Source organism: Pararhodobacter sp., from assembly GCF_034676545.1.
Taxonomy (GTDB): domain Bacteria; phylum Pseudomonadota; class Alphaproteobacteria; order Rhodobacterales; family Rhodobacteraceae; genus Pararhodobacter.
In genome coordinates this window covers 2,068,435-2,091,721 of sequence record NZ_JAUCBZ010000015.1, presented here as the reverse complement: position 1 = coordinate 2,091,721, position 23,287 = coordinate 2,068,435, and the positions used below count along the sequence as shown (strand labels likewise).

Genomic DNA, 23,287 nt, shown 5'->3' with positions numbered 1-23,287 from the left:
TCTCGCTGGTTTACGCATCGCGTTGGGGTTGGAAATGTGGCGCAGCGGGGCTACTGCACGTTGGATGCCTGCGACAAAGCACCGAGCATACGGGCATCGTGGCCTTCAGGGGTCCAGTCGGGCACTTTGCGCCAATGTTCAAGCGGCTGGCGGCGTGCCTGCTGTGGATCGAGCTCGATTTCGTCAAAGCCCACCCATCGCGCAAAGGTGTAGCACCGCGCCAACATGGCACCATGCGCGCGCAACCGCCCGGAGAACCCCTTGGCGCGAAGGGCTTTTGCCAGATCATAGGCCTCGAAGTCACCAAAGCTGCGCACACGGATGCGGATCAGACCAACACGAGGAAACAACTGCTCCAGCCGCAAACGGTCGCGGGCCGTCAAATCCGGTGACGCAAGATAAATACCCAGTGCATGAGGCGAAGCCCAAACGTCGCAGGCCGCCGCAAGCGGCACATAGCCGTCAATCCAATCGTCGGGCGCAAACCCGTTGTCGGTGACTAGGACTGACATCCTGTTGCTCCGCTTTGCCTGTTCATGAACCCAAGATGCCCGTGAAACGCCAGCCTGACATTGATACGGATCAAATTGGGGCCAATCGGTTCCCGTGACGCGTGATCAGGCCAAGATGCGTTGCGCACCCAGCCAGCCCAGCAGAATCGCCGGGGCGTTGGTATTGCCGCCAATCAACGTCGGAAACGCCGAGGCATCGCAGACGCGCAAGCCATCCACGCCGCGCACCCGCAGATCAGCATCCAGAACCGAGGTCGCCGGATCGGCCCCCATCCGCGCCGTGCAACTGGGGTGATAGACGGTGCCCGAGCGCTGGCGGAAATCGTCGATCAGGGCCTCGTCACTGGTGATGTGCGGGCCGGGGCGCAATTCCTCGGCGATCAGGTCGGCAATCGGTTTTTGCGCGGCAATATGGCGAATGAATTTCACGGCGGCCAGCATTTCGGCCACGTCCTGCGCGGTGGAAAATGCATTGGCGGTGATTTTCGGCGCGACAAACGGATCGGCGCTGGCCAGACGGATATGCCCGCGACTGGAGGGTCGGCAATTCGACAGGCCGATCGACAGCCCCGGAAACGGATCCGGGCTCAGGATCGGACGTTCGCCCTCGCGCGGCATCAGCGTCGAGAATGCCTGAAAATAGAGCTGCATATTGGGGCGTGCCAACCCCGGATCGGTGCGGAAAAACCCGCCGCCGTGGTTGATCGACACCGACAACGGGCCCCTGCCGGTCAGCAGATATTGTATCCCCACCAAAGCCTTGCCCCACCACGGGCGCAAGATGTCGTTCATCGTCGGCACGGTCATGCGCCAGGTATAATTGAGCCCCTGATGGTCATTGAGATGTGCGCCGACATTGGGGTTGTCAACGAACACCTCAAGGCCCAGCGCCTGCAACGCCGCACCCGGTCCGATCCCCGACAGCATCAGGGTTTGCGGCGTGTTGATGGCCCCGCCCGACAGGATCACCTCACCCGCCATCGCGCGGTGCAGCCCACCTTTCCAACGATACTCGACCCCGACCGCGCGCCGCCCCTCCAGCAAAACCCGCGTCACATGCGCTTTGGTTCGCAGCGCCACGCGCCCGGTTTTCAACGCAGGGCGCAAGAATGCGCGCGCCGTGGAATTGCGCCGCCCGCCCTTGATCGTCAGTTGATACAGGCCGCAGCCCTCTTGCGTGGCGCCGTTGAAATCCGGGTTGCGCGCCAGCCCGGCGGCCTCGCAGGCCTCCAGATAGGGGGTGACCAACGGATGCGCCGGATCGCGGCCCGAGCGGATATGCAGCGGCCCGCCCTGCCCGCGCCATGGGTCCGCGCCGTCGGCGTTATCCTCGATCGCGCGATAGGCCTCGCGCGCCGCCTCGCCGCCCCACGCCGATGACCCGGTTGCCGCCTGCCAATCGTCATAATCGCTGGCATCGCCGCGCACCCAGACCATTGCGTTGATCGACGACGACCCGCCCAGCACCTTGCCGCGCGGCCAATAATCGCGCTGGCCGTTCAATCCGGGGTCGGGCTCGGTGCGGTAGGCCCAGTTGACGCGGCTGTCATAGAACAATTTGCCATAGCCCAAGGGCATCTGCACAAAGAACCGCCGATCGCTGCCGCCGGCCTCGAGCACCAGCACCTTGCGCCCGGCCGCCGACAGGCGTTCGGCCAGCACCGACCCTGACGAGCCTGCGCCCACGATCACATAATCAAACGTCCCATCCATGCCCGCCTCCGACCGCACGTGCCGCCACTCAAACCCCTGCCCCACCGTTTCGCAAGGGGGCATCGCTGGACCCGCGCCGCGTCCAAGGCTAGAACAGGTCCAGCCCCCGGAGAGCCACGCATGACCAAATCAGACCTCGACCCCCTTGACCGCAAGATCCTGACGGAGTTGCAAGAGGACGCCAGCCAGTCGCTCGATGATATCGCGCGCAAGGCCGGGTCGTCGAAAACGCCGGTCTGGAACCGCATTCGCAAGATGCGCGAGGCGGGTGTGATCGGGCGGCAAACCGTGCTGCTCGACCCCGAGGCGCTGGGGCTGGAGGCCTGTTTCTTCGTGCTGATCCGCACCGCCGAGCATGACCCCGACTGGCAGGACCGGTTCCTGACCTCGGTGCGCACCCGGCCCGAGGTGATGGAGGCGCACCGCCTGGCGGGCGATATCGACTATATCCTCAAGGTGCGCGTGAAAAACGCCCGCGCCTATGATGTGTTTTATCAAAACCTGATCCGCGACGTGCGCATTCACAACGTCACGGCGCTGCTGTCGATGGAGGAAATCAAATCCACGACGATCCTGCCGATTCCCGAATAAACGCCCCCGACGCAGGAGAGGTCATGCGATATCTACGAGCACCGGGGCTGGCCGTTTTGCCACTCTTGCTAGGGCTGCTGTTCTTTGCAACCTCGCTGACCCCCTCGCTGATCCCGCGCGACTGGTTGGTGCAGGGCGTTCTGGGCGGCGTGGTCATGGCCTTGGGATACGGCGTCGGCAAGGCGATTGGCGCGGTCTGGTGGCTGATGGCCCTGCCGCCCCTGAAGGGGCGGATCGCCACCATCGTGCACCTGGTCTTTGCCGTGCCGGTCGCGGTGGTTGTCGTGTTGTGCCTGATGCAGACGCAGGACTGGCAAAACGGCATCCGCACGCGCATGGGGCTGGCGCCGGTGACCGATGTCCATACGCTGCGTATGATCGCCATGACCATCGTCGTTTTCACGCTGATGATGCTGCTCGCCTATGCCCTGCGCTATCTTTTCGACCGTGTGCGCCATTGGCTGTATCGCTACATGCCGCAGCGCACCGCCGATGTGGCCGGGTTCGTGCTGACCGCATTCGTGTTGCTGATTGTCACCCGCGACGGGGTACTGGACTATGTCATCACCGCGCTGGACCGCTCCTATACCCTTGGTCAGGCGCTGTTCGACGATGCGCCTCCGCCCCCGACCCGCGCCCTGCAATCGGGCAGCACCGCGTCGCTGGTGGATTGGGGCGCGATGGGGCAACCGGGGCGCGACTATGTTCTCAGGGGCCCCGATGCCGCGGATATCACGGCCTTTTCCGGTCGCCCGGCATTGGACCCGCTGCGGGTTTACGTTGGGCTTGCGCAATCGGAAACGCCCGAGGCGCGCGCCGCCGTGGCGCTGGCCGAGTTGCAGCGCGTCGGCGGGTTCGAGCGTTCGGTGCTGATCATCGCCCTGCCAACGGGCACCGGCTGGCTGGACCCCGGCAGCGTCGATACCGTGGAATACATGCACGGCGGCGACATCGCCACGGTTGCGGTGCAGTACTCGTATCTGCAATCGCCGCTGGCGCTGATCCTGGAAACCCGCGCCGGGTTGGACCAGGCGCGCGAATTGATCCGCACGGTGCACGGCTATTGGCGCAGCCTGCCCCATGAGACACGCCCAAAGCTGTATATCCACGGCCTGAGCCTTGGTGCGTGGTCGTCGATGTATGGCACCGACCTGTTCGCGCTGCTCGATGATCCGATTGACGGCGCCTTCTGGACCGGCCCGCCGTTTCCCTCGGCGACATGGCAAGCCATCACCGCCGAGCGCGCGCCGGATAGCCCCTATGTCGCGCCGATCATTGGCAACGGGCAGTTGGTGCGCTTTGCCTCGCATACCCGGGACGCCGGTGGCCCCGACGGATGGGGCACCAGTATGCGTTTGATGTTCCTGCAATATTCCAGCGATCCGATTGTGTTTTATGAACCTGCCTCGCTGTTTCGTGCACCCGCCTGGATGTCCGAGCCACCCGCCAGCGATGTCTCGCCCGAGCTGCGGTTCATGCCGATCGTGACGCAGTTTCAACTGGCAATGGACATGGCGCTGGCCAACACCGCGCCGCCCGGGCATGGCCACGCCTATTATGGCCCCGATTACATCGGGCCGTGGGTCGCGGTGACGGACCCGCCGAATTGGTCCGCGGCCGACACCGCCCGCCTGATCGCGCATTGCGATACCGGGTTCCAGAACGGTTGCGCCGCTGAGTGACGGGGTGTGCAGGCCCACCCTGCGGGCCTGACAGGCGATCGAAATCAGCCGAACGCGTCGGGTTCCGAGGCCTTGCGCTGCGCCACAAAGGCCTCCAGCGCCTCGGCGATACCGGGGTCGAGGGGTGGGGCCTGATAATCGCCCAACTGCTTGCGCACCCGTACCGCCGCCAGCGTGGCGGAATCGCGCGCGCCTTCCTCTTCCCATTGCTCGTAAGGTTTGTAATCCAGCACATCCGAGCGCCAGAACGCGGTCTTGAAATTCGCCTGCGTGTGTTCGCAGCCCAGGAAGTGCCCCCCCGGCCCAACCTCGCGCAGCGCCTCCATCGCCTGCCCGTTGGCATCCATCGAGATCCCCTGTGCAAGGTGATGCAGCGTTCCCAACTGGTCAGCATCGAGCACGAATTTCTCGAAGGACGCGACCAATCCACCCTCGAGCCAACCGCAGGCGTGCAGCATGAAGTTGACACCTGACAACAGCGCCATGTTCAGCGAGTTTGCCGATTCATAGGCCGATTGCGCATCGGGCAATTTCGAGCCACAGAACGCACCGCCGGACCGATACGGCAACCCCAGACGCCGCGCCAACTGGCCCACGCCATAGGTGATATGCGCGGCCTCGGGTGTGCCAAAGGTCGGCGCGCCCGAGTTCATGTCGATCGAGGTCACAAACGCGCCCATGATCACCGGCGCACCCGCGCGGATCATCTGGGAATAAGCGACGCCGGCCAGAACCTCGGCCAGAACCTGCGTCAAGGTGCCCGCCACCGTCACCGGCGCCATCGCTCCGCCAACAATGAACGGCGAAATGATCGAGGCCTGATTGGCGCGTGCATAAACCTCCAGCGCGCCCATCATCGTGCTGTCAAAGGTCAGCGGCGAGTTGATGTTGATCAGCGAGGTCATCACCGTATGCTGGTCAACGAAGTCATCGCCAAACAGGATCTTTGACATCTTCACCGAGTCCTCGGCGCGAATCGGTTCGGTCACCGATCCCATATAAGGCTTGTCGCTCAAGGTCATATGCGCCAGCAGCATATCCAGATGGCGCTTGTTGACCGCGATATCGGTCGGTTCGCAGACCGTGCCGCCCGAATGGTGCAGCCATTTCGACATATAGCCGAGCTTCACGAAGTTGCGGAAATCCGCGATTGTCGCGTAGCGGCGACCGCCCTCGTTGTCGCGCACGAAGGGCGGGCCATAGACCGGCGCCAGCACCAGATTGCGACCGCCGATATCGACGTTGCGCTCTGGGTTGCGGGCGTGCTGGGTGAACATCGACGGCGCGGTTGCGCAGAGTTTGCGCGCCAATCCCCGCGGAATGCGCACCCGCTCGCCAGTGACATCGGCCCCGGCATCGCGCCACAATTGCAGGGCGGCCGGATTGTCGACGAAATTGACGCCGATCTCCTCCAACACGGTTTCCGCGTTGTACTCGATGACCTGCAACGCCTCTTCGTTCAACAGTTCGAAATTCGGAATGTTGCGTTGGATGAACCGCGCCGTTTCAATGGAAACAGCCGTGCGCTCTGCGCGCCGCGCCGCACCACCACCGCCACGGGCCCGCCGCTCGGATCTGACTTCATTCATCGGACAACTCCCCGCAACATTGATCGTTTGCCGAGGATTACTGTTTCAGCGGTCACAAAGACGCATCGGAAACGCCCCATAACGGCGAATCCCGACATGCTGTCAGCGGCGCGCCCGCAGGATCCGCTGCCAAAGCGTGCCCCCGACAAAGCGCGCAATCACGAAATAGGCAATGATCGCGGCAAACAACACCAACGCCGGCATACCGTTCAGTTGGAACCCGTTTTCAGTCATGTTTCCGGTGAATTTGGCAATAATATAGCCGCCCAACGCAAACACCGTGAAAAAGTCGAGGATCGCCGCCAACACAATCCGCCATGTGGGAACCCGGTCGCTCATCTGTTTCTCCTGTTCTGTGCAGGCCGACAGTATAGCGTGTGGGACCTGCTCGTCATAGTAGGTTCGGACGGCACCGACTCGCTTGCGCGTTCGCGCGTCCCGCCGTATTGCCAGAGCATGAGCACCGACACCCTTGCCCCCCGCCCCCATGAGCGCCTGCTGATCATTGATTTCGGCAGCCAAGTGACCCAACTCATCGCGCGGCGTCTGCGCGAGTTGAGCGTCTATTGCGAAATCCATCCCTATCAGAATGTCACCGATGACTTTCTGACCGAGTTCGCGCCCAAGGCGATCATCTTCTCGGGTGGGCCGGACAGCGTTCCGCGCGAGGGCTCGCCACGGCCACCCGCCAAGGCGTTCGAGATGGGCGTGCCGATTCTGGGCATCTGTTACGGCCAGCAGGTGATGATGCACATGCTGGGCGGCAAGGTCGAGCGCGGGCATGGCACGGCGGAATTCGGGCGCGCCTTTGTGACGCCCAGCGGATCGCTGGATCTGCTGCAAGGCTGGTTCACCGGGGCCGACACCGGCACCGGGAAAAACGCGGGCCGCGAACAAGTGTGGATGAGCCACGGCGACCATGTGTCCAAGATCGCGCCGGGGTTCGAGGTCTACGGCACCTCGCCCAACGCGCCTTTTGCCATCACCGCCGATGCCAGCCGCCATTTCTACGCGGTGCAATTCCACCCCGAGGTTCACCACACGCCCAAGGGCGCGCAGCTTTACGCCAATTTCGTGCGCATCGCCGGCTTCAAGGGCGACTGGACGATGGGCGCCTACCGCGAAGAGGCGATCCGCCTGATCCGCGAGCGGGTCGGCGACAAAAAGGTGATCTGCGGCCTGTCGGGCGGCGTTGACAGCTCGGTCGCCGCCGTGCTGATCCACGAGGCGATTGGCGATCAACTGACCTGCGTCTTTGTTGACCACGGCCTGTTGCGGCTCAATGAGGCCGAGGACGTCGTGAAAATGTTCCGCGACAATTACAACATCCCGTTGATTCACGCCGATAAATCCGAGCTGTTCCTCGGTGAGCTCGACGGCGTTTCCGATCCGGAAACCAAGCGCAAGATCATCGGTCGGCTGTTCATCGACGTGTTCCAGAAATACGCCAACCAGATCGACGGCGCGGAATTTCTGGCCCAGGGCACGCTGTACCCGGATGTGATTAAATCGGTGTCCTTTTCGGGCGGCCCCTCGGTGACAATCAAATCGCACCACAATGTCGGCGGATTGCCTGAAAAGATGGGCCTGAAGCTGGTCGAGCCGCTGCGCGAGTTGTTCAAGGACGAGGTGCGCGCGCTGGGGCGTGAATTGGGCCTGCCCGCCAGCTTCATCGGCCGCCACCCCTTCCCCGGACCGGGTCTGGCCATTCGCTGCCCCGGCGAGATCACCCGCGAAAAGCTGGAGATCCTGCGCAAGGCCGATGCGGTCTATATCGACCAGATCCGCAAGCACGGGCTCTATGATGAAATCTGGCAAGCCTTCGCCGCGATCCTGCCGATGCGCACCGTCGGCGTGATGGGTGACGGGCGTACCTATGACTTCGCGCTGGGCTTGCGCGCCGTGACCTCGGTCGATGGCATGACGGCCGATTACTACCCCTTCACGCATGAGTTTCTGGGCGAAACCTCGACGCGGATCATCAACGAAGTGCAAGGCATCAACCGGGTGTTCTATGACTGCACCTCGAAGCCGCCGGGAACCATCGAGCTGGAGTAGACGATATTCCGCTCTATGCTTTGCATCCTAAAGACCAATACGAGGCGAAGTTAGAGATGAACTATTTGTTTCAAAAATGGGCGGCGCGGTCTTTGTCAGCGGCGTCGCTCAATTCGTACATGTCTGGTTTGCGCTCTATAGAGACGAATTATGGCGATCTCGATCAGTTATATGACGAAGATCGGTTTGACAGTGTTTTTCGGGACCTAACCTTCAGCAGCTATGATGAGCGAACTGGCGCTCAGAACCCGTCGCGCATTCCAATATCCACCAACCTATATAAGCAACTATCCAACCTGCGTAGCCATCTACGTTTTTATGTCAGCTTCAAAGAATCTGATACCGAAGTGATCAATGACTCTGACGACCAGCCGTCAGTGCTGTCAGGCAGTTTTCCCGACCCGATGGATCGAACGCTTTCCCTCGAACGCGATCTTCAGGCTGCCCTGAGAGCGAATCCAAACCAGATTGAACCGGGTTTATCCATTCGCGATGGCGGCGTTGAAAAATCTGTCCCCTCGGGGCAAATCGATATTTTTGCAGGCGACAGCGAAGGACGCGATGTCGTCATCGAACTTAAAGCCGTCACCGCACGACGCGAAGTTCTGGGCCAGATCGCGGCCTATATGGCCGATATTCAGGATCAAACCGGCAAACTCCCGCGCGGAATTCTGATCGCCCCGGACTTTGATGCCAAACTCATCTCGGGCGCGCGGATGATCAGCGGCCTGACGCTGAAACGCTACAGTTTTTCCTTCTCTTTCTCCGACGTCTAGGCCACTGCAAATTCTGTGAGGCTGGACCTGCGCCAGACCCACCGCGCCCGTTAGGAAGTAACAGACGCGGCGGGTTGGCTGTCACGGGATCAGCTTGGCGATGATCAGATCCGCGGCTTCGTCCGGGGTCAGTTTGGTGGTGTCGATCCACAATTCCGGGCTGATCGGGCTTTCATAGGGCGAGTCGATGCCGGTGAAATTCTTGAGCTGACCGGCGCGCGCCTTGGCATAGAGGCCTTTCACGTCGCGCTCCTCGGCCACCGACAGCGGCGTGTCGATGAACACTTCCATGAATTCCCCCGGCTGCATCATGCCGCGCACCATGTCGCGCTCGGACCGGAACGGCGAGATGAAGGCGGTGATCACGATCAACCCGGCGTCGGCCATCAGCTTGGCGACCTCACCCACGCGGCGGATATTTTCCACCCGGTCGGCCTCGGTAAAGCCCAGATCCTTGTTCAACCCATGCCGCACGTTGTCGCCGTCCAGCATGAAGGTATGCCGGTTCATGCGCGCCAGTTTGCGCTCGACAGCATTGGCGATGGTGGATTTGCCAGAGCCCGACAGACCCGTCAGCCACAAAACGGCAGGCTTCTGGTTCTTGATCATCGCGTGGTGTTCGCGGCTGATGTCCATCGCTTGCCAGTGGATGTTCTGCGCCCGGCGCAGCGCGAAATGGATCATGCCCGCCGCAACCGTCTTGTTGCTGATCTTGTCAATCAGGATGAACCCCCCCAGATCGCGGCTCTCGCTATAGGGCGCAAACGGGATCTCGCGGTCGGTGGTGATGTTGGCGACGCCGATCGCATTCAGATCCAGCGTTTTGGATGCCAGATGCTCCTGCGTGTTGACGTTCACCTCGTATTTCGGTTCGTGCACGGTGGCGGACACGGTTTGCGTGCCGATCTTGAGCCAATAGGCACGGCCCGGAACCATATCGACCTCGTCCATCCAGACGATGGTGGACTCGAATTGATCGGCCACCTCAAGCGGGGCCTGTGCCGTAACGATCACCTGCCCGCGCGAACAGTCGATCTCGTCGCTCAGGGTCAAGGTCACGGATTCGCCGGCAACCGCCAGCTCGCGGTCGCCGTCCATGCTGACAATCCGCGCCACGCTCGAGGTCTTGCCCGACGGCAACACCCGGATTTCATCGCCCGGGCGCACGGTCCCGCTGGCGATCAGACCGGCGAATCCGCGAAAATCGAGGTTCCGGCCGGTTCACCCACTGCACCGGCATCCGGAACGGGTTGGATTGGGCCACAGTCGCGTTGACCTCGACCGCTTCCAGATGCGGCAACAGCGCGGTGCCGGTGTACCAATTCATGTTCTCGCTGGGCGCGGTGATGTTGTCGCCCTTGAACCCCGAAATCGGAATTGCGGTGAATTCGGTGATACCGATGCTGCGCGCGAAATCGCTGTAATCTTCGACAATCCGATCGTAAGTCGCCTGATCGTAGCCAACCAGATCCATCTTGTTCACGGCCAGGACGACATGGCGAATGCCGAGCAGATGCACCAGATAGCTATGCCGCCGCGTCTGGGTCAGCACGCCTTTGCGCGCGTCGATCAGGATCACCGCCAGATCCGCGGTCGAGGCACCGGTGACCATGTTGCGGGTGTATTGTTCATGCCCCGGCGTGTCGGAGACGATGAATTTGCGCTTTTCGGTCGAGAAAAACCGGTAGGCCACGTCAATGGTGATACCCTGCTCGCGCTCGGCGGCAAGACCATCGACCAGCAGCGCAAAGTCAATGTCCTGACCCTGCGTGCCAACGCGCTTGCTGTCGGCGGTCAGGGCCTCGAGTTGGTCCTCGAAAATCATCTTGCTGTCATAAAGCAAGCGCCCGATCAGCGTGGATTTGCCGTCATCCACCGAACCACAGGTGATGAACCGCAGCATGGTCTTGTGCTGATGGGTTTCCAGATAGGCGTCGATATTCTCGGCGATGAGGGCGTCGGTTTTATAGATCGTGTCTTTGGGCGTCATGGGGCACCTGTTTACGGTGTGAAAACTCGGAAGGATGGGCGCGGGTCAGAAGTAGCCGTCTTGCTTCTTCTTCTCCATCGAGGCGGCCTGATCGTGGTCGATCGCGCGGCCTTGCCGTTCCGAGGTGGTGGTCAACAGCATTTCCTGAATGACCTGCGGCAGCGTGGTGGCCTGACTTTCCACCGCGCCGGTCAGCGGGTAGCATCCCAACGTGCGGAACCGGATCGAGCGCATCTGCGGCACCTCTCCGGGCTTCAGCGGAAAGCGATCATCGTCGATCATCAGGATCAGCCCGTCGCGCTTTACGGTCGGGCGCGGGGCCGAGAAATACAGCGGCACGATCTCGATTCGCTCGAGGTGGATATATTGCCAGATGTCCAACTCGGTCCAGTTCGAGATCGGGAACACCCGCACGCTTTCGCCCTTGGCCTTGCGCGCGTTATAGAGCCGCCAAAGCTCTGGGCGCTGCGCCTTGGGGTCCCAGCGGTGATTGGCCGAGCGGAACGAGAACACACGCTCCTTGGCGCGCGATTTTTCCTCGTCACGGCGCGCACCCCCAAAGGCCACGTCGAAATTGTATTTGGTCAGCGCCTGCTTGAGACCCTCGGTCTTCCACATATCGGTGTGCAACCCGCCGTGGTCGAACGGGTTGATCCCACGCTCAACGGCTTCGGGGTTCCGATAGACCAGCAACTCCATCCCCGCCTCTTTCGCGGCCCGGTCGCGCAGCGCGTACATGTCGCGGAATTTCCACGTCGTATCGACATGCAGCAATTTGAACGGCGGCGGCGACGGGTAAAACGCTTTTTTGGCAAGATGCAGCATCACGGCGCTGTCCTTGCCGACGCTATACAGCATCACCGGGTTTTCAGCCTCGGCAACCACTTCGCGCAGGATGTGAATGCTCTCGGCTTCAAGCCGTTGCAGGTGGGTCAGGGACTTGAGGGTCATGCGGAAAACTCTGTCTGCTCATGGATTTCCCTCTCGTAGCGGCGAAATTGCACTGGCGAACCCCCCATTTGGGGGGTAAAATGCCAAAATGTTGCACACAAGTTCGGATCACGACCTGATTTTGGCGCTGTTCGCGGCCGCGGTCGGGGATGCCGTTGATCGCAAGGCCACGCAACTTTGGGACGGCTTTCTGCAAGAACTGCGCGACGCAACGCAAGCTGACAGCGTCACCGTCGAGTTGGTGCAAACGTCTGGTTTCGCACGCCTATGGAGCATCGGCGAGGGCGCACGTCTTGACGCCACCCAGCGCGAGGCGATGCGCGAGAACCGGGTCTATTCGCAGACGGACCTGCCCGGGTCAGACCCGGATCAGCCCCCCCTGAGGGCGTTGAAATGGCGCGTGGGCGGCCAGGGCATGGGAACTTTGGTTCTGCGGCGCGCGACTGCCGATTTTCGCGCCGTCGACAGCAGTCGGCTGTCGGCGCTCTTGCCCTTTCTGGACCGCGCCTTCTCGACGTGGTTGACCCTCACCGAAGAGCGAGAATGCGCGACGCTGGATCAGCGGATCGGAAGCGCGCTGAACACCGGCTGGGGCGTCCTTGGTTTCAACGGCATGGTGTCGCACCTGAACCCGACCGCCCATCGTTTGCTGAAGTCCAGTGGTCGCATGTCCTTGGAATCTCACGGCCGTTTCGGCTTTTCCGACCCTCGTGTCGCGCAAGGTTTTCGCAACGCCTTGGCGGACCTGGCTGCGGGCGCAAAGCCTGACGTGACCGTTCAGGTTTCGCAGGCTCCCCTGTTCCAGATGACCTTGTCGCTCCATCCCTGGCGGGGCGAGCCTGCGCTGCTGGTCATCTTGCGCCATGAGCCATCGGTGCAGGCCCTGGATTTGAGCCACGCCGCGAAGGTTCTGCATCTCAGCCGCAGCGAAACACGTCTTGCGGCGCTGATCTGCGATGGCTTATCATTACAAGACGCAGCCACGTCGCTGGGCTGGACCGAGGACACGGCAAGAAGCTGCTCCAAGAAGATATACGCGCAGCTGGAGGTTCGCGGCCAAACCGGCCTGTTGCGCCGTATACTCAACAGCACGCTTTGGTTCACGGCTCCGCGATGACAACGAGACACCACGCCCTCGACAGTGGCGCTTTCCGGCCCATACTGGCGGCCAACTTGGCGGCAGGTGCACTCAGCGAATTTACGCGTACGCCTTGTGAAACGCCTTGTGCGACCCAATTCGAGGTTGCATCGCCGCCCCGACGTACTAGAAGGGAACCGATTATCGACCCCACATATTTTGGAATATTATTAGTATGACTCGTATCACAAAAGCCGTATTTCCTGTTGCTGGCTTGGGAACCCGCTTCTTGCCGGCAACCAAGGCCATGCCCAAAGAACTGCTGCCAATCATCGACAAACCGATCATTCAATACGCCGTCGAAGAAGCGATCGCTGGCCGGGATTACCGACCTGATTTTTGTCACCGGACGGCCAAAACGCGCAATCGGCGACCATCTTGACGCCAATCTGGAGCTGGAATTTCAACTGACCCAGCGCGGCAAACACGCCGAGCGCGATATGGTGCGCAACATCGTGCCGCCGGGCGTCAATTGCATCTTTATCCGTCAACCCGAGCCCAAGGGTTTGGGCGACGCCGTTTTATGCGCGGCGCCCGCCGTGGGCAACGCGCCCTTTGCCGTGCTGTTGGCCGACGATCTGATGAAGGGTGATTTGCTGCCAACCCTCGAATTGGTCGATGCCCATCATGCGAACCCCGGCACATACCTGTGCGTCACCGAAGTGGACGACGCCGAAGTCGGCAAATACGGTATCGTGCGGCCCGGATCAAACGGCAAGTTGAGCGTCGGCGGGCTGGTCGAAAAGCCGGCCCTCGCCGATGCGCCCTCGCGCCTTGCATCAATGGGGCGCTATGTGTTCGAGCCCGAGGTCTTCGACATCCTGCGTATTCTTGGCCCCGGTTCAGGCGGTGAAATCCAGCTTGCCGACGCGATTGACGCCTTGGCTAAGCTCGGCCGGGTCAAAGCCCTGCCGATGAGTGCGCAACGCTATGATTGCGGGTCAAAAATGGGGTATCTGACGGCCATCATCGATCATGCGTTGGATCGCGAGGAATTCCGCGAGCGGATGATCGCCATGATGCGCAACCGCTTGCAAGACCTGTAACCCAACGGAATTCCACCAAGAGGCAATCACGATGACACATGTTTTGGTCACGGGTGGCGCCGGCTATATCGGTTCACACGCTTGCAAAGCCCTTGCCGCGCGCGGGTTTATTCCCGTGTGTTTTGACAATCTCTCGACCGGTTGGGCGCAGGCAGTGAAATACGGCCCCTTCGTACAAGGCGACTTGCTGGATCGCGCGGCGCTGGACGCCGCCTTTGCCGAATACCAACCGGTCGCCGTCATGCATTTCGCCGCCTTCAGCCTTGTTGGCGAAGCCATGTCAAACCCCGGAAAATACTGGCGCAACAACGTCCTGGGGTCGTTGAACCTGGTGGAAGCGGCCGTCGATGCCGGGTGCAAGCAGTTCGTCTTTTCGTCAACCTGCGCGACCTACGGCGAACAGGATGGCGTTCTGTTGACCGAAGACAGCGCGCAATTGCCGATCAACGCCTACGGCTCGACCAAGCGCGCGGTCGAGGAAATCCTGCGCGATTTCCGCGCCAGCGATGAATTGCGCACGGTGATCTTTCGCTATTTCAACGTCGCGGGCTCGGATCCGGCGGGCGAGATCGGCGAACATCACCGGCCCGAAACCCATTTGATCCCGGTCATGCTGGAAGCGATCGACGGCCAGCGGCCCGAACTGGTGATCTATGGCACCGATTACGACACCCCCGACGGAACCTGCGTGCGCGACTATGTCCATGTCGTGGATCTGGTCGAGGCGCATATCCTCGGGCTTGAGTGGCTGTTGGAGGGCAAGGAAAGCCGGGTGTTCAACCTTGGCACCGGCTGCGGGTTCACGGTCAACGAGGTGATCACACACGCCCGCGCGGCGACCGGCCAAAAGGTGCCGCACCGCTTTGGCCCGCGCCGCGGCGGAGACGCGGCCAGCCTGGTCTCGGGCAGCCATCGCGCTCTGTCTGAACTGGGGTGGGATCCGACGCGGTCCTCGCTGAAGGTGATGATCTCGGACGCCTGGACCTGGCACAAGACGGGCGGTTACTCCGGCTGAGGTGTCTTGCGCGGGGGCCATCCGCGATAGGACCAGAAAAACAGCACGTCTTGTCGGGGCTGGCTGGTCGGTGCGCATCATCGACAGCCGTCCGCATATTGGCGGCAATTGTTAGACCAAGCGCGATGCCGAGACCGGCGTTCTGGTGCATGTCTTTGGTCCGCATATTTTTCACACCGATGATCAGGGCGTCTGGGACTATGGGAACCGTTTCACCCGGTTCCGGCCCTTCAAGAATCAGGTCAAGACCACGGCGCAGGGCGCGGTGTACGCGCAGCCGATCACCCTGCACACGATCAATCAACAGGCGGCAAGACCATGCGGTCCGCCGAAGCCGAAGCACTTCTGGCCGATGTTGCCGACACCTCGATCACCGATCCGCAAAGCTTTGCGGAACAGGCACTGCGCGATGTCGGGCGCGATCTCTATGAGGCGTTCTTCAAGGGCTATACCGAAAAGCAATGGGGCTGCTCGGCGACCGAATTGCCCGCCTCGATCCTCAAGCGCTTGCCGGTGCGCGTCAACTGTAACGACAACAACTCTTTCCACCGCTTCCAAGGTATGCCCGAGGATGGCTATACGCCGATGATCGCGGCGATTCTGGATCATCCGGGGATATCGGTTGCCCTGAACACGCCCTCTGCGCCCGCCATGGCCGAGGGGGTCGATCCTGTGTTCTGGTCAGGCGCGCTGGGTGGCTATTTCGCGTTCGCCAAGGGGCGGCTGGGCTATCGCACACAGGATTTCGGGCCGTTCCGCGACACTGGCGACGATCAGGGTTGTGCGGTGATGAATTACGGCGACCGCGATGCGCCGCGTCTGACCGAGGCACGGGGAACCCGCAAAACCTGTCGGTGGGACTGATGAACCCATAACCTCGGGGCACGGGCCCCTGTCGGAGAAACCTTTGATGGAACCGCTCTGCCATGCCCGCGCCGAGGGCACCGGCATTGGTCGTATCCGAGGGGGTCAGAACTGTCGTCGTCGCGCGCGAACAGGCTTCAGCGTATGCCGTCGGAGGTCACCAACCGGCGCGGGCGCGCGGTCTCGTCTGATACCGGCTTGTGCATGGCGTCTGCGGCCTAAGTGAGCGGCAGAATCGCGTCTCGATGGCCGACCCTGACGCAAAACGCAGGCTTTTCACGACGAAAGGCGCGGGGCGGCGACGGATTTTGATCTATCCGGGTGCCAGGGGTGGCTCTTGCAATGCGCGGCATCTCAGCGGATACCCGACACTGCATCACCTTGCACAGGACCTTTCGCCGTGAATTTTCGCCACCACATTTCGCCGCATCCGCCAGGGATCGTGCGCCATTCAGGCGGTTCCGCATGAGCCTGTGGCTGGGCGTCGATATGGGCGGCACGGCGACGCGCTGGGTTGCGCGGGCGCAGAGCGGAGATATTGTCGCGCGTGGATCGGTCGCCGGGGCAACCGCCCTGCCCGACGCGCACAATCGGACGCATTATCGCAGGGCGCTGACCGAGATTGCCGCCGCCTTGCCCTCACCGCTCGACGGCGCGGTGCTGGGTGTGACCGGGTCGGGGTTGGTGCCTGACGACGCCTTGAGACAAGACAGCGCCCGGGCCTTGGCGCTTGCGCCGGACCGTGTCCGGGTGCTCAACGATGTTGTTCTGGCGTGGCACGCGGCCTTCCCTGCGGCGCGTGGCCACCTGATTTCGGCGGGCACCGGCTCGGTTGGGGTCTCGATCGACACCCATGGCGGCGTGACCTTGGTGGGCGGGCGCGGAACATTGATTGACGACGCGGGGTCCGGTGCGTGGATCGGGTTGCGGGCTCTGGATCAGGTCTGGCGCTTGATCGACCTTCACGGTCATCCCGAAGGTGCCGCGATCTTGGCCGAGCACCTTGCAACGGTCATTGGCGGCGCGGGTTGGGATTCGACGCAACGCTGGGTGTATGGCGGTGACCGTGGCCGGGTTGCGGCGCTGGCCCCGGCGGTGGCGGCAGCCGCCGAGGCGGGCGATCCGACGGCGATCCATGTCCTGCACCGTGCCGGGCGCGAACTGGCGCGTCTGGTCATCGCCTTGCGCGCGCGCTGCGGTGCGGCCCCGGTTGGAATAACGGGCGGCGTGTTTGCCCTTCATCCCTCGATCAAATCGACGATGCAAGCCGCCCTGCCGGATACACCGTTACACTCCTTGACCCTTGATGTCGCCTGTCATGCGGCGCTCATGGCTCAAACCCGTCTGGAGGCCCCATGAGCAGCACCGAAACCGCCGCGGCACGCTTTTCAGGCGTGGAAACCTGGCCCACCGCCGACCTGGCCGATGCCCTGCTGGAGACCCAACTGGCCGCCGCCAGCGCCGCCGCATCGGCGCGCGATGCGCTGGCGCGCGCCATAGACGCCGCCGCCATGCGTCTGGCGCAGGGGGGGCGGCTGGTTTATCTGGGCGCGGGCACCTCGGGGCGTCTGGCGGTGCTCGATGCCGCCGAACTGCCCCCGACCTTCGACTGGCCCCCTGCGCGTGCCGTGGCCGTGATGGCGGGCGGCGAACGGGCCATTCTGCACGCCGTCGAGGGGGCCGAGGACGACGGCCCGGCGGCGATCAAGGCCCTGAATGCGCTGGCAATCAACCGCACGGATGTGGTGATCGGCGTCGCTGCGTCGGGGCGTACCCCGTTCGCCCGCGCCGGTCTGGCCCATGCGCGCAACTCCGGCGCTTTGACCATTGGCATCTTCAACGCCGCCCAAGCCCCGATGCACGACGACTGCGACATCGCTTTACTGGCGGAAACGGGTGCCGAAATCATCGCCGGCTCAACCCGCATGAAGGCCGGAACCGCGCAGAAAATCCTGCTCAACTGCCTGTCCACCGGGGTGATGATCCGGCTTGGGTATGTGTACCGCGGGCGCATGGTCGAAATGCGCCCGACCAATGCCAAGCTTCAGGCGCGTGCGGTGGCGATGGTGGCGGATCTGACGGGGGCGAGCGTTGATCAAGCGACCGACGCCCTCACGCGCGGCGAGACCATCAAGGTTGCGGTCGTCATGCTGGGCTTGGGGTTGGATGCCGAGGCCGCGCGGGCACGGCTGGCGGCCTCGGGGGGAATTCTGGCGCGTGCGCTGGCGGGCTGAGGTCAGCGAACCGGCTCTGCTCCGCGCCAGACGCCCTGCACCGAAAATCCCTCGCCCAGATGCACCAGATCGGCGGGCGCGCCGGGCGCAAGCGTGCCGCGCAACGGCTGCTCCAGGATCTGGCCGGGGATCGCGGTCATCATCGCCAGAGCCTCGGCCAGCGGCACGCCGACGGTCTCGACCATCCATTTCAAGGCTTGCGGCAAGCTGATATCCGCCCCCGCCAAAGTCCCATCCGCCAGCGTCAGCCGCCCGTCACGGCGCAGGATCGTCCGACCGTTCAGCGTGAATTCCGTGGTATCGGTGCCCGCCACACTCATCGCATCGCTGACCGCAAACACACGCCCCGGCTTGGCCCGCATCGCCACACGAAACGCCGTCGGCGACACATGCACCCCGTCGGGGATGATGCCTGCCCAGATCGGCGCATCAAGGGCTGTTCCCACCAATCCGGGCGCGCGATGGCTCAAGGGGCTCATGGCGTTGTAAAGATGCGTGGCGCAGGTGGCCCCGGCAGCGATCGCCTTGCGCGCGGTGGCCTCGTCGGTGTCGGTGTGGCCCAGACTGACGACAATACCCGCCGCCGCCAGCGCCGCGATCTGATCAAGACTCGCATTTTCAGGGGCCAGCGTGACCATCACCGCCGGCAGGTCGCGCGCCGCCTCGATCAACGCCGCCAGATCGCGGTCGGTCATGCGCCGAATCAAGGCCGGATCATGGGCCCCCTTGCGCCTCGGGTCGAGAAACGGCCCCTCCAGATGCAGCCCGGCGAACCCCGGCACCTGATCACGCAGCGCACGCCGCCCGGCATCAAGCACGGCATGAAAGGTCGCCGTGTCCGAGGTGATCAAGGTCGGCAATAGCGCAAGCGTTCCCAACCGGCCATGCGCCGCACACAGGGCCACGATCGATTCGTAGGGATCGCCCAGCCCCAGCAGGGCGCCGCCGCCACCATTCACCTGCAGATCGACGAATCCGGGGCACAGGATGCCCTCTCCAAGGTCGTTTTCCGCGCAATCGGTCGGCACAAGCGCTGCGTCGATCAAATCGACAACCACTCCGCCGTCGGTCAACAACGCGCGGTTCCGGTGCAGGGTTTGCCCGTCAAAAATCTGCGCCGCGCGCCACATCCGTCGCATATCCGCTCTCCGAACCCCCACCGTCTCGCCCTTTACAGGTGCCAGCGCGACGTAATCATATCGCGCGCGCCGCGTCACCCCGCTTCCCGCATCGGCCCGGCATCGCGCCCCGCAAACACCGGACGCAGGACCGTTCCCTGCGCGTAACCCCTTGCCGCGCGCCGCGTTTTCCCGCACGGTCGCCACACCATGACACACCCGTTCCGATGCCTTCACAGCGCTGATCTTCATCTTGGCCGCCGGTTCGGCAACCTGCCCGAGGATGTGCGCGGGCGGCTGATGGAGGCGCGCCACCAGATCCTCAACCGTCTGGCCGCCGCCGCCCGCAGCCATGGCGCGCGCGATGTGTTTCTGGCGGGCGATACCTTTGACACCGAAACCCCGACCGACAAGATCTGGTCGCAGGCCTTGGCCGCGATGGCCGCCGCCGAGGATCTGCGCTGGTGGATGCTGCCCGGCAATCACGACAGTCTGGCCGCCGAGAGCCTGTGGTCGCGGGTGATCGCACAGGCCTCGGGCAATGTGCGGGTGATCACCACGCCCGCGGTGATCGAACTGCAACCCGGTGTCATGCTGTTGCCCGCACCGCTGCCACGGCGCCGACCGGGGCGCGATCTGACCGATTGGATGACCGAGGCCGCGACCCCCGAAGGCGCCTTGCGCATCGGCTTGGCGCATGGTCCGGTGCAGGATTTCTCCGAGGAGGGCGGCAACGCCGACGAGGTGATCGCACAGGATCGCGCCGCCACGGCGGGGCTTGATTATCTGGCGCTGGGCGATTGGCACGGGCAGATGAGTCGCGGATCGCGCACCGCCTATGCCGGCACGCCCGAGGCTGACAGCTTTCGCCACACCGGGCGCGGCGCGTGCCTTGCGGTGACCGTGCAAAAAGGCGCGCCGCCGCACTTGGACCGGGTTGAAACCGGTCAATTCCATTGGGCCGAGATGCCGATGCCGCTGGTGCCGGGCCAAGACCCCGGCCCGGCTTTGCGCCAGCTTGTCCCGGTGCAAAGCGCCGTGCGGCGCGACCATTTGCTGCGGGTGCGCGCAACCGGGCGCACGACTTTGGCGGACCGGCTCACCCTTCAGGACACGGCGCAGGCCTTGGCCCCGGACTTCGCCTGTTTCCAGCTCGAAACACAGGCTCTGGGGACGGAAATCTCGGCCCATGATCTGGAGGCGCTGGACCACGGCGGCGCGCTGCGCCTCGCGGCTGAAGACTTGGCGCAGCAAACCCAAGACCCGGCACGCAGCGAGACCGAGCGCCGCATCGCCGCCGGGGCCGTGAACCGGCTGTTTTCCTATCTGCGGGACGACGCATGAAGCTGCGCGCCATCACCCTCAGCGACGTGCGCCAATTCACCAGCCCCGTGCAAGTGGCAGGGATCGCGGATGGGTTGAACGTGTTGTCGGCGGCCAATGAATTGGGGAAATCAACGCTGTTCGATGCGATTCAGGCGGTGTTTTTCATCCCGCACCGGTCCATTAAAATCGCGTCGTTGCGCCCAAGTGTCGGTGGCAACCCGGAAATCACGCTGGAGATCGAGCACGACGGCGCGCGGTTGCAATTGCACAAACGCTGGGGCCGCGGGGCTTTGGCCGAGGTGCATCGCGACGGGCGTCTGATTGCCAAGGGCGACGAGGCCGAGGCGTTCATCGCCGCCCTCACCCAGCCCGCCGAAGAGGGCGGCCCGGCGGGGTTGTTGTGGGTACGCCAAGGCTTGACCGCCCTTGATGAGGGCACGCCCAAAGAGCAGAAATCCGCCCACAGCGCGCGACGCGACCTGATGTCCTCGGTGACCGGGGAATTCGAGGCGCTGACCGGCGGCAAACGCATGGATCTTGCGTTGTCGCGGGCGCGTGAAGAACTGGATCTGCTGGTGACCTCGCGCGGGCCAAAGGCCAACGGGCCCTTGGATATCGCCGTCAAACATCTGGAAACGCTGGAAAAGCGCCACACCGACCTGTCAGCCAAGGCCGCGCATTTGCGGATGCTCCTGGATCAGCGGCGCGGCAAGCGGCGGGACTTCAAGGACCTGAGCGACCCGGTCGAGGCGCAAAAGCGCGCCGCGCGTCTGGCCCAGGCCAAGACGGCGTTCGAGGCCGCCGATCGCCATGCCGAGGCCCTGCGCGCGGCGTCGGATCAGCGTCGCAGCGCCGAATTGGCGCGCGCGGCGGCGGTTCAACAAGCCACCGCGCGGCAACGGGCCGAGGAGGCCTCGGTGAAACTGGCGCAGGCGGTGGCGGACTGCAACGCGCTGGGGCTGCGCGCGAAACAGGCGGCGGATGCCGCGGCGACCGCGCTGCAGGCCGCCTCGGCGCGCGCACAGGCGGCCCATCAGGCACGCCGCGACTGCGAGACACGCCTGACAGCCGCCCTGCGCGCCGCCGCCCGTCAGGCACAGATCGCCCGTCACGCAGACCTCGTTCAGGCGCTGGGTACAGCGCAGGCCATCGCCGCCACGCTGCCGGACCTGCGCGCCGCGGCCGCGACCGGACCCGACGCGGAAACCCTGCACGCGATTGACGAAAAGCACCGCGCGTTGCAACTCGCCGAGGGGCTGGCAAAGGCCGCGGCCCCGCGCATCTCCTTGGCCTATGACAGCCCACAAACCCCGCGCGCGACGATCAGCGGCGAACCGCTGGACGGAGAAACCGCCCTGCCCGAGGTCACCACCGTCATTCTGCCCGGCTTCGGGCGTCTGACGATCAATCCGGGGCGCGGTGCCGATGATCAGGGCACGCTGGCGAAAACCCGCGCGCAGCTGGATGACCTCTTGGCCCGCTGCGGCCTGACCTCGGCCGAGGCCGCCCGCACCGCCGCCCGCGCCCGGGTCGAGGCGCAAACCCGTTTGCGCGACACGCTGGCCGACCTGAAACGCCTGGCGCCGGACGGGATCGACGCCCTGAGCGCCGAAATCGCGCGCCTCGCCCCGATTGCGGCCGAAACCACCGCAGAAAACCCCGAAGCCGCGCAAACCGCCGCCAATGCCGCGACGCAAGCGCAGGACGAGGCTGATGTTGCGCTGGAAGAAGCGCGGGCGCAGCGCGATGTGACGACCGAGGCATTGGTGCGAGCAACGACCGAGCGTGACAGCCTGAACCTGCGCCTTGCCGAGGCCCAAGCCGCGCGCGACGCCCTGCCCGAGACCGCCGCCTTGCACGCCGCCGTCACCGATGCCGAGGCCGCCTATCACGCCGCACAAGCCCGGCATCAGACGTTGGCCGCCGATGCGCCCGACCTCGCCACCTGCCGCGCAACGCTGGACCGGGCGCAGGACGTCGTGCGCCGGGCTGATGCCGATCTCGTGCAACTGCGCATTGATCTGACCAAACTCGACACGCTGATCGACGCCGACGCGGGCAACGGAATCGACGAGGAACTTGCCGACACCGCGTTGCAGTTGACCGCAGCGCAAGCCAACGTCGAGGCGCAAACCCATGAAGTTGCTGTCTTAAAGACATTGATCACGGCGCTGGAAACCGCGCAATCGCAGGCCCGCGACCGCTATTTCGCCCCGGTGCTGGCCGAGCTGCGGCCGATGCTGCGCTTCTTGTGGCCCGACGCCGAATTGCAGTTTGACGGCGACAGCCTGCTGCCCAGTGCGCTGGTGCGCAACGGCCAGTCCGAGGATCTGGGCACGCTCTCGGGCGGCACCCGCGAGCAGATTGCCCTGCTGGTGCGGCTGGCCTTCGCGCGGCTTCTGGCCAAGGCGGGCCAGCACGCGCCGGTGATCCTCGACGATGCGCTGGTCTACACCGACGACGACCGCATCGAACAGATGTTCACCGCGCTTCACGCGCAATCGGCCGATTTGCAGGTTCTGGTGCTGAGTTGCCGGACGCGGGCGATGCGGGCGCTGGGGGGGGCAGACGTTGACCATCACGCCGGTGATCGGCGCGCGCTGACACGCGGGCGCTTGCGAAGGGGATTGACTCAGCAGTCGTCGCAGGTCCACATTTAATCAGGCGACTAATTAAATCCCGAG

Annotated in this window: 21 protein-coding genes; 13 read left to right on the top strand and 8 right to left on the bottom strand. The window is 63.7% G+C overall.

Translation table 11 applies throughout. The features are described from left to right. Positions 1 to 50 precede the first annotated feature (50 nt). Together VDQ28_RS13850 and VDQ28_RS13845 are read right to left on the bottom strand one after the other, a co-directional pair. A complete protein-coding gene (locus tag VDQ28_RS13850; protein WP_323036494.1) occupies positions 51 to 512 on the bottom strand; it encodes a DUF934 domain-containing protein in 462 nt (153 codons plus the stop codon). 105 nt (positions 513 to 617) lie between these two features. After that, on the bottom strand, positions 618 to 2,225 hold the full coding sequence (locus VDQ28_RS13845) for a GMC family oxidoreductase (protein ID WP_323036493.1): 1,608 nt from the start codon (positions 2,223 to 2,225) through the stop codon (positions 618 to 620). 120 nt (positions 2,226 to 2,345) lie between these two features. On the opposite strand from VDQ28_RS13845, the gene VDQ28_RS13840 reads away from it, so the two are divergent. Both VDQ28_RS13840 and VDQ28_RS13835 read left to right on the top strand, forming a co-directional pair. Then, entirely contained in the window at positions 2,346 to 2,816 is a 471-nt protein-coding gene (locus tag VDQ28_RS13840) for an Lrp/AsnC family transcriptional regulator (RefSeq protein ID WP_323036492.1), read from the top strand. Between the two features lie 23 nt (positions 2,817 to 2,839). After that, complete coding sequence (locus tag VDQ28_RS13835) at positions 2,840 to 4,498, top strand: alpha/beta hydrolase (protein ID WP_323036491.1); 1,659 nt, start codon at positions 2,840 to 2,842, stop codon at positions 4,496 to 4,498. Between the two features lie 44 nt (positions 4,499 to 4,542). Here VDQ28_RS13835 and VDQ28_RS13830 read toward each other — a convergent pair whose 3' ends face one another. Then, positions 4,543 to 6,087, bottom strand: coding sequence for a trimethylamine methyltransferase family protein (locus VDQ28_RS13830; protein ID WP_323036490.1), 1,545 nt, complete (start codon positions 6,085 to 6,087; stop codon positions 4,543 to 4,545). 102 nt (positions 6,088 to 6,189) lie between these two features. Then, entirely contained in the window at positions 6,190 to 6,426 is a 237-nt protein-coding gene (locus VDQ28_RS13825) for a hypothetical protein (RefSeq protein ID WP_323036489.1), read from the bottom strand. A gap of 117 nt (positions 6,427 to 6,543) precedes the next feature. Here VDQ28_RS13825 and guaA point away from each other — a divergent pair, with 117 nt between their 5' ends. Together guaA and VDQ28_RS13815 are read left to right on the top strand one after the other, a co-directional pair. Beyond that, on the top strand, positions 6,544 to 8,145 hold the full coding sequence (gene guaA, locus VDQ28_RS13820; RefSeq protein ID WP_323036488.1) for a glutamine-hydrolyzing GMP synthase: 1,602 nt from the start codon (positions 6,544 to 6,546) through the stop codon (positions 8,143 to 8,145). Between the two features lie 56 nt (positions 8,146 to 8,201). After that, positions 8,202 to 8,921: an endonuclease NucS domain-containing protein gene (locus VDQ28_RS13815; protein WP_323036487.1), complete on the top strand. Its 720-nt coding sequence runs from the start codon at positions 8,202 to 8,204 to the stop codon at positions 8,919 to 8,921. Between the two features lie 81 nt (positions 8,922 to 9,002). On the opposite strand, the gene cysC is transcribed toward VDQ28_RS13815, so the two are convergent. Genes cysC through cysD form a run of 3 tightly spaced genes read right to left on the bottom strand, consistent with a single transcriptional unit; the run spans position 9,003 to position 11,862 of the window. After that, complete coding sequence (gene cysC, locus VDQ28_RS22630) at positions 9,003 to 10,088, bottom strand: adenylyl-sulfate kinase (protein ID WP_416349383.1); 1,086 nt, start codon at positions 10,086 to 10,088, stop codon at positions 9,003 to 9,005. Next, positions 10,072 to 10,911, bottom strand: a complete 840-nt coding sequence (locus VDQ28_RS22625) for a GTP-binding protein (protein ID WP_416349382.1) — start codon at positions 10,909 to 10,911, stop codon at positions 10,072 to 10,074. Before VDQ28_RS22625 ends, cysC begins: the two co-directional genes overlap by 17 nt. Before the next feature lie 45 nt (positions 10,912 to 10,956). After that, positions 10,957 to 11,862 carry a sulfate adenylyltransferase subunit CysD gene (gene cysD, locus VDQ28_RS13805; RefSeq protein ID WP_323036486.1) on the bottom strand — a complete coding sequence of 302 codons (906 nt, stop codon included), beginning with the start codon at positions 11,860 to 11,862 and terminating at the stop codon, positions 10,957 to 10,959. A gap of 88 nt (positions 11,863 to 11,950) precedes the next feature. Between cysD and VDQ28_RS13800 the strand changes: the two genes are divergently transcribed. The 7 genes from VDQ28_RS13800 to VDQ28_RS13770 all read left to right on the top strand — a co-directional run bounded on the left by VDQ28_RS13800 (position 11,951) and on the right by VDQ28_RS13770 (position 18,159). Beyond that, positions 11,951 to 12,979: a hypothetical protein gene (locus tag VDQ28_RS13800; RefSeq protein WP_323036485.1), complete on the top strand. Its 1,029-nt coding sequence runs from the start codon at positions 11,951 to 11,953 to the stop codon at positions 12,977 to 12,979. Positions 12,980 to 13,175: 196 nt separating this feature from the next. Then, positions 13,176 to 13,382, top strand: a complete 207-nt coding sequence (locus VDQ28_RS13795) for a sugar phosphate nucleotidyltransferase (protein ID WP_323036484.1) — start codon at positions 13,176 to 13,178, stop codon at positions 13,380 to 13,382. Continuing rightward, positions 13,315 to 14,046 carry a UTP--glucose-1-phosphate uridylyltransferase gene (locus tag VDQ28_RS13790; RefSeq protein WP_323038128.1) on the top strand — a complete coding sequence of 244 codons (732 nt, stop codon included), beginning with the start codon at positions 13,315 to 13,317 and terminating at the stop codon, positions 14,044 to 14,046. Before VDQ28_RS13795 ends, VDQ28_RS13790 begins: the two co-directional genes overlap by 68 nt. 31 nt (positions 14,047 to 14,077) lie before the next feature. Then, positions 14,078 to 15,061: a UDP-glucose 4-epimerase GalE gene (galE, locus tag VDQ28_RS13785; RefSeq protein WP_323036483.1), complete on the top strand. Its 984-nt coding sequence runs from the start codon at positions 14,078 to 14,080 to the stop codon at positions 15,059 to 15,061. Between the two features lie 318 nt (positions 15,062 to 15,379). Further along, on the top strand, positions 15,380 to 15,925 hold the full coding sequence (locus VDQ28_RS22620; RefSeq protein ID WP_416349381.1) for a UDP-galactopyranose mutase: 546 nt from the start codon (positions 15,380 to 15,382) through the stop codon (positions 15,923 to 15,925). 465 nt (positions 15,926 to 16,390) lie between these two features. Next, complete coding sequence (locus VDQ28_RS13775) at positions 16,391 to 17,284, top strand: N-acetylglucosamine kinase (RefSeq protein WP_323036482.1); 894 nt, start codon at positions 16,391 to 16,393, stop codon at positions 17,282 to 17,284. After that, a complete protein-coding gene (locus tag VDQ28_RS13770) occupies positions 17,281 to 18,159 on the top strand; it encodes an N-acetylmuramic acid 6-phosphate etherase (RefSeq protein ID WP_323036481.1) in 879 nt (292 codons plus the stop codon). The genes VDQ28_RS13775 and VDQ28_RS13770 overlap by 4 nt, the downstream gene beginning before the upstream one ends. 2 nt (positions 18,160 to 18,161) lie before the next feature. On the opposite strand, the gene nagA is transcribed toward VDQ28_RS13770, so the two are convergent. After that, positions 18,162 to 19,298 (bottom strand): N-acetylglucosamine-6-phosphate deacetylase, encoded by a 1,137-nt coding sequence (gene nagA, locus VDQ28_RS13765; RefSeq protein WP_323036480.1) that lies wholly within the window; start codon positions 19,296 to 19,298, stop codon positions 18,162 to 18,164. A 189-nt stretch (positions 19,299 to 19,487) separates the two neighbouring features. On the opposite strand from nagA, the gene VDQ28_RS13760 reads away from it, so the two are divergent. Then, positions 19,488 to 20,621: a metallophosphoesterase family protein gene (locus VDQ28_RS13760; RefSeq protein WP_323036479.1), complete on the top strand. Its 1,134-nt coding sequence runs from the start codon at positions 19,488 to 19,490 to the stop codon at positions 20,619 to 20,621. After that, entirely contained in the window at positions 20,618 to 23,263 is a 2,646-nt protein-coding gene (locus tag VDQ28_RS13755; RefSeq protein ID WP_323036478.1) for a chromosome segregation protein SMC, read from the top strand. Before VDQ28_RS13760 ends, VDQ28_RS13755 begins: the two co-directional genes overlap by 4 nt. The last annotated feature ends 24 nt before the right edge of the window (positions 23,264 to 23,287 follow it).

Coding starts and splice junctions, on each gene's coding strand:
- VDQ28_RS13795 (WP_323036484.1), top strand. CDS start 13,176: ATGACTCGTATCACAAAAGCCGTATTTCCTGTTGCTGGCTTGGGAACC.
- VDQ28_RS13840 (WP_323036492.1), top strand. CDS start 2,346: ATGACCAAATCAGACCTCGACCCCCTTGACCGCAAGATCCTGACGGAG.
- VDQ28_RS13850 (WP_323036494.1), bottom strand. CDS start 512: ATGTCAGTCCTAGTCACCGACAACGGGTTTGCGCCCGACGATTGGATT.
- VDQ28_RS13770 (WP_323036481.1), top strand. CDS start 17,281: ATGAGCAGCACCGAAACCGCCGCGGCACGCTTTTCAGGCGTGGAAACC.
- cysD (WP_323036486.1), bottom strand. CDS start 11,862: ATGACCCTCAAGTCCCTGACCCACCTGCAACGGCTTGAAGCCGAGAGC.
- VDQ28_RS13835 (WP_323036491.1), top strand. CDS start 2,840: ATGCGATATCTACGAGCACCGGGGCTGGCCGTTTTGCCACTCTTGCTA.
- VDQ28_RS22620 (WP_416349381.1), top strand. CDS start 15,380: ATGCGGTCCGCCGAAGCCGAAGCACTTCTGGCCGATGTTGCCGACACC.
- VDQ28_RS13775 (WP_323036482.1), top strand. CDS start 16,391: ATGAGCCTGTGGCTGGGCGTCGATATGGGCGGCACGGCGACGCGCTGG.
- VDQ28_RS13845 (WP_323036493.1), bottom strand. CDS start 2,225: ATGGATGGGACGTTTGATTATGTGATCGTGGGCGCAGGCTCGTCAGGG.
- VDQ28_RS13755 (WP_323036478.1), top strand. CDS start 20,618: ATGAAGCTGCGCGCCATCACCCTCAGCGACGTGCGCCAATTCACCAGC.
- VDQ28_RS13825 (WP_323036489.1), bottom strand. CDS start 6,426: ATGAGCGACCGGGTTCCCACATGGCGGATTGTGTTGGCGGCGATCCTC.
- VDQ28_RS13800 (WP_323036485.1), top strand. CDS start 11,951: ATGTTGCACACAAGTTCGGATCACGACCTGATTTTGGCGCTGTTCGCG.
- guaA (WP_323036488.1), top strand. CDS start 6,544: ATGAGCACCGACACCCTTGCCCCCCGCCCCCATGAGCGCCTGCTGATC.
- VDQ28_RS22625 (WP_416349382.1), bottom strand. CDS start 10,911: ATGACGCCCAAAGACACGATCTATAAAACCGACGCCCTCATCGCCGAG.
- nagA (WP_323036480.1), bottom strand. CDS start 19,298: ATGCGACGGATGTGGCGCGCGGCGCAGATTTTTGACGGGCAAACCCTG.
- galE (WP_323036483.1), top strand. CDS start 14,078: ATGACACATGTTTTGGTCACGGGTGGCGCCGGCTATATCGGTTCACAC.
- VDQ28_RS13830 (WP_323036490.1), bottom strand. CDS start 6,087: ATGAATGAAGTCAGATCCGAGCGGCGGGCCCGTGGCGGTGGTGGTGCG.
- VDQ28_RS13760 (WP_323036479.1), top strand. CDS start 19,488: ATGACACACCCGTTCCGATGCCTTCACAGCGCTGATCTTCATCTTGGC.
- VDQ28_RS13815 (WP_323036487.1), top strand. CDS start 8,202: ATGAACTATTTGTTTCAAAAATGGGCGGCGCGGTCTTTGTCAGCGGCG.